The organism is Marivita sp., assembly GCF_017643905.1.
GTDB lineage: Bacteria > Pseudomonadota > Alphaproteobacteria > Rhodobacterales > Rhodobacteraceae > Marivita.
Window position 1 is genome coordinate 1 of the sequence record NZ_JAEPMO010000250.1, and the last position, 3656, is coordinate 3656.

General features: G+C 59.3%; 4 protein-coding genes. All 4 read right to left on the reverse strand.

Annotation, left to right across the window (positions count from 1 at the left end; all coding sequences use genetic code 11):
• Nucleotides 1–116: 116 nt before the first annotated feature.
• The 4 genes from JJ869_RS22705 to JJ869_RS22720 all read right to left on the reverse strand — a co-directional run bounded on the left by JJ869_RS22705 (nucleotide 117) and on the right by JJ869_RS22720 (nucleotide 3581).
• Nucleotides 117–1157 carry an ABC transporter ATP-binding protein gene (locus JJ869_RS22705; protein WP_292271111.1) on the reverse strand — a complete coding sequence of 347 codons (1041 nt, stop codon included), beginning with the start codon at nucleotides 1155–1157 and terminating at the stop codon, nucleotides 117–119.
• A gap of 32 nt (nucleotides 1158–1189) precedes the next feature.
• Nucleotides 1190–2029 (reverse strand): carbohydrate ABC transporter permease, encoded by an 840-nt coding sequence (locus JJ869_RS22710; protein ID WP_292271114.1) that lies wholly within the window; start codon nucleotides 2027–2029, stop codon nucleotides 1190–1192.
• On the reverse strand, nucleotides 2026–2871 hold the full coding sequence (locus JJ869_RS22715) for a sugar ABC transporter permease (protein ID WP_292271116.1): 846 nt from the start codon (nucleotides 2869–2871) through the stop codon (nucleotides 2026–2028). The genes JJ869_RS22710 and JJ869_RS22715 overlap by 4 nt, the downstream gene beginning before the upstream one ends.
• 101 nt (nucleotides 2872–2972) lie before the next feature.
• Nucleotides 2973–3581 carry an extracellular solute-binding protein gene (locus tag JJ869_RS22720; protein WP_292271120.1) on the reverse strand — a complete coding sequence of 203 codons (609 nt, stop codon included), beginning with the start codon at nucleotides 3579–3581 and terminating at the stop codon, nucleotides 2973–2975.
• Nucleotides 3582–3656 lie beyond the last annotated feature (75 nt).

Here is a 3656-nt window from a genome sequence, read left to right on the forward strand (position 1 = left end):
GGACCTTTGATGCCTTGCTCGAAGCTCTTGGCGACATCTGTGACATGTTCAATCCAGACGAATGCTGGAACTTCCTCAAAGCTGCAGGATCTGCCTCAGATTAAACGCAAAACGCTTTAGGCGACGGCAAGCGTGGTTTCGGGATCGAACCAGCGCACGCGATCAGGTTGCGGCGCCAATGTCAGCAGGTCGCCGGTTTTGACGATCGCATCGCTGTCGAGCACAGCGCGGAACATCGCACCGTCGACATCGCAGGTCACAAGCAGGTGCGCGCCCAGCGGTTCGATCACCTTTGCGGTTGCGGTCAGTCCAGTTGCGGCCGGGGTGATGTCCTCGGGTCGGATCGCGAATTCCAGAGCCTTGTCCGTTTTGGGTCCTTCAAAAATCTGACCAGCCACCGTCCAGCGCCCATCGCCAGCGGACGTTGCCGGCAGGAAATTCATCGGCGGTTTTCCGATAAATCCCGCGACGAATTCCGCCGCCGGGTTGAGGTACACCTCGATCGGCGATGCGGCTTGCACGATCTTGCCCTTGTGCATGACGCTGATGCGGTCGGCCATCGACATGGCTTCGACCTGATCATGCGTCACATAGACGGCAGTCGTCTTGGAGTCAGCCAAAACGCCCTTCAATTCGGCCCGCATTTCCATCCGCAAAAGCGCATCTAGATTGGACAGCGGTTCGTCCATCAGGATCACGTCCGGCTCCATTGCAAGCGCGCGGGCCACCGCGACGCGCTGGCGCTGACCACCGGACAATTCGCCGGAATAGCGCTTGAGCAGCATCTCGATGTGCATCAGTTCCGCCACCCGTTCGACACGGCGGGTGACCTCGTCATTGGGGAGCTTCTGCATCCGCAGACCAAAGCCGATGTTTTCGAACACGGTCAGATGCGGGAAGACCGCGTAATTCTGAAACACCATGGCAATGCCGCGATCCTTGGGAGGGAGGTGATCGACACGCCGCCCACCGATCCAGACTTCGCCCGTGGTGGCGGTCTCCAGCCCGCAGATGATCCGCAAAAGGGTGGTCTTGCCGCAGCCCGATGCACCCAGAAGCACCATGAATTCCTGATCCGCAATCGTCAGGTTGATGTCATGCAGGGCCTGATATTCGCCGAATTTCTTGGCCACGTTCTTGATCCGGATTTCAGCCATTTTTCTGGTTCCTTATTTCACGCAGCGCCGCCTCAGCGGTTGGCGATGCCCCACATGGCAAACAGGTACTTGCGCACGGCGAAGATGAAGATCAGCGCCGGCAGGACCAGGATGAAGCCGCCAGCGAATTTCAGATGGATCGGCGCTTCGCTCAGTTTGACCAGAAGGAACGCCGTCAGGGTCCGGTTCTCGATGGTCAGAACGGCCGCCGCAAAGACTTCATTCCATGAGATCACGAAGGCAAAAATCGCCGATGCCGCAATTCCGGGCAGGATCAGGGGCAGCACCACTTTCGTAAAGGCCGTCAGACGGGTGCAGCCAAGGGTCCATGCCGCTTCCTCAAGCTCCATCGGGATGCCCGAGAACAGGGAGAAGGTGATGAGAACCGCAAACGGGATCGCCAAGGTCGTGTGGACAAGCGCAAGCCCGATGATGGTGTCGTCAAGCCCGGTGCGGATGAACATCACAGCCAGCGGCAGCGCCAGAAGTGGCAGCGGGAAGGCGCGGGTCAGCAGGATCAGCAGGCGGAACAGTTCCTTACCCGGGAAATCAAAGCGTGACAGGGCATAGCCTGCCGGTTCGCCTATAGCGATGGACAGGATCATGGTCAGGCCTGCCACCATGATCGAGTTCAAGAGCGCATCAATCATGCCGTTGAAGGTCACGAAGAAGCTCAGACTGCCCATGTCGAAAGCGGGGAAGAAGGCCTTGGGGTAGCTTTGAACGTCCTCCGGAGCGCTGAGCGTGTTGATCAGCAGGAAGTAGAGCGGGACAATCACCCAGGCACAGAGAAGGACAACACTGGTGACATAAAGCCAGCGACCGGCTTTTCGGGCGTCGGGCGCTGCGACCTCGGTTGCGACGGCGGTCATATCGTTGCTCCTTTCGGAACGCGCAGGGCGCGCAGGATAACCAGGGTCGCGGCAATCGAGATGCCGAGGATGATCAGTGCCATCGCTGCAGCCGCACCGCTGTTGAGCAGGTCAAACTGGTAGGCATAGGTTTCGCTCATCAGCACGGGGAAAAGCGTGCCGCCCAGGGCCGCAACGACTGCGAAGATTTCAAAGGCAAGGATGACCCGCAGCACCAGAGCCGTTTGCAGCGATGGGCGCAGAAGCGGCAGGGTGATGCGCAGGAACTGTTTCCACTTCGACGCGCCAAAGACCTCGGCTGCTTCGTAATATTCCTTGGGGATCAGGCCAATGCCCGCGACAAGGATCACCAGCATGATCGCCGTCGCTCGCCAGATCTCGGCCAGGGCGATGGCAAGGAACACGATCCACGGGTTCTGATAGGTCAGCAGGTTCGCAGGTTTGTCGATCACGCCCACCGCATCCAGCATGGAGTTCAGGAACCCGGATTGTTCGAAAATCGCCAGCCAGATGATCCCGGCGGCAAGGTCTGAAATGCCCAGTGGGATCGTCCAGAAATACAGGATCAGGTCCCTGCCCTTTTGCATCCGGTTGACCATCGTTGCCATGAGAAGTGCCAAGGCAAGCAGGACGGGCACGACGGCTGCTGCCAGCAACAGCGTGTTCTGCAGGGAGATCGGGAACTTCCAGTCACTGACGACCTCGCGGAAATTCTCCATCGTGTAGCCACCGTCGACCGTGAACGCCTGATTGGCGACGAGAACGAAGGGGTACAGGAAAAAGACGCACAAGAAGAACGTGACCGGTGCGATCAGCACGTAGGGTAAGAACCGAGCGTTCATCCGAGCGCTCCTTTCTTGGCAAGGCAGGGCTGCATGGCGGGAGTATTTGGGGTCCGGGCCGCACACCACGGCCCGGACAGGTCATATGTTATGACGCGATCTTATTCGATCGGGCACGGGCCGTCGGATGCGGCATCGGGTGCCCAGCACGGAGCGCCGCTTTCCTGCATGATCGCGGCCAGCTTGCCTTTCTGGTCGTCCAAAACCATGCGAATGTCCTGATTTGCCAGAACGATACGCTCGAACGTGTCGACGAAGACCTGGCTGAAATCGCCTCCCTTGTCGCCCAGACCCGCGGGCAGAAGACCGGGATTCGCGTCAGCAGAGCCGCTCATCTTCGCCACGGCATCACCCGCGGCCTTCACGGACGGGGGCAGATCCTCGGGCAGCGCTACATCAACAACCTGGAAGAAGTTGGTGGCCCGCAGAGTGGCAATCTGGGTTGCCGGATCAAGCATGTACTTCACCAGTTCCTTGGCCGCGTCCATATCGGGCGCGGTGCGCGGGATGGCGACGCCAGCCAGAACCGGCATGAAGCCACGGCCGGTCGGACCGGCAGGTGCCGGGAAAGCGACAAAGTCATCCGGACGGTCGTTGAATGCCTGCGCCAGACGCGAGGTGTGATCAAAAACGATCCATGCGTCGCCCGACAAGAGCTGTTCCTGCATGAACGAGAAGTTGGTCGAAGCCGGGTTGGTGTGTTCCCACAGGCTCTTGAAGGCTTCCCTGCCAAGTTCGACAGAAAATCGTCTAAGTGATTGATATTGTTATGGCCAGGTCTGCCA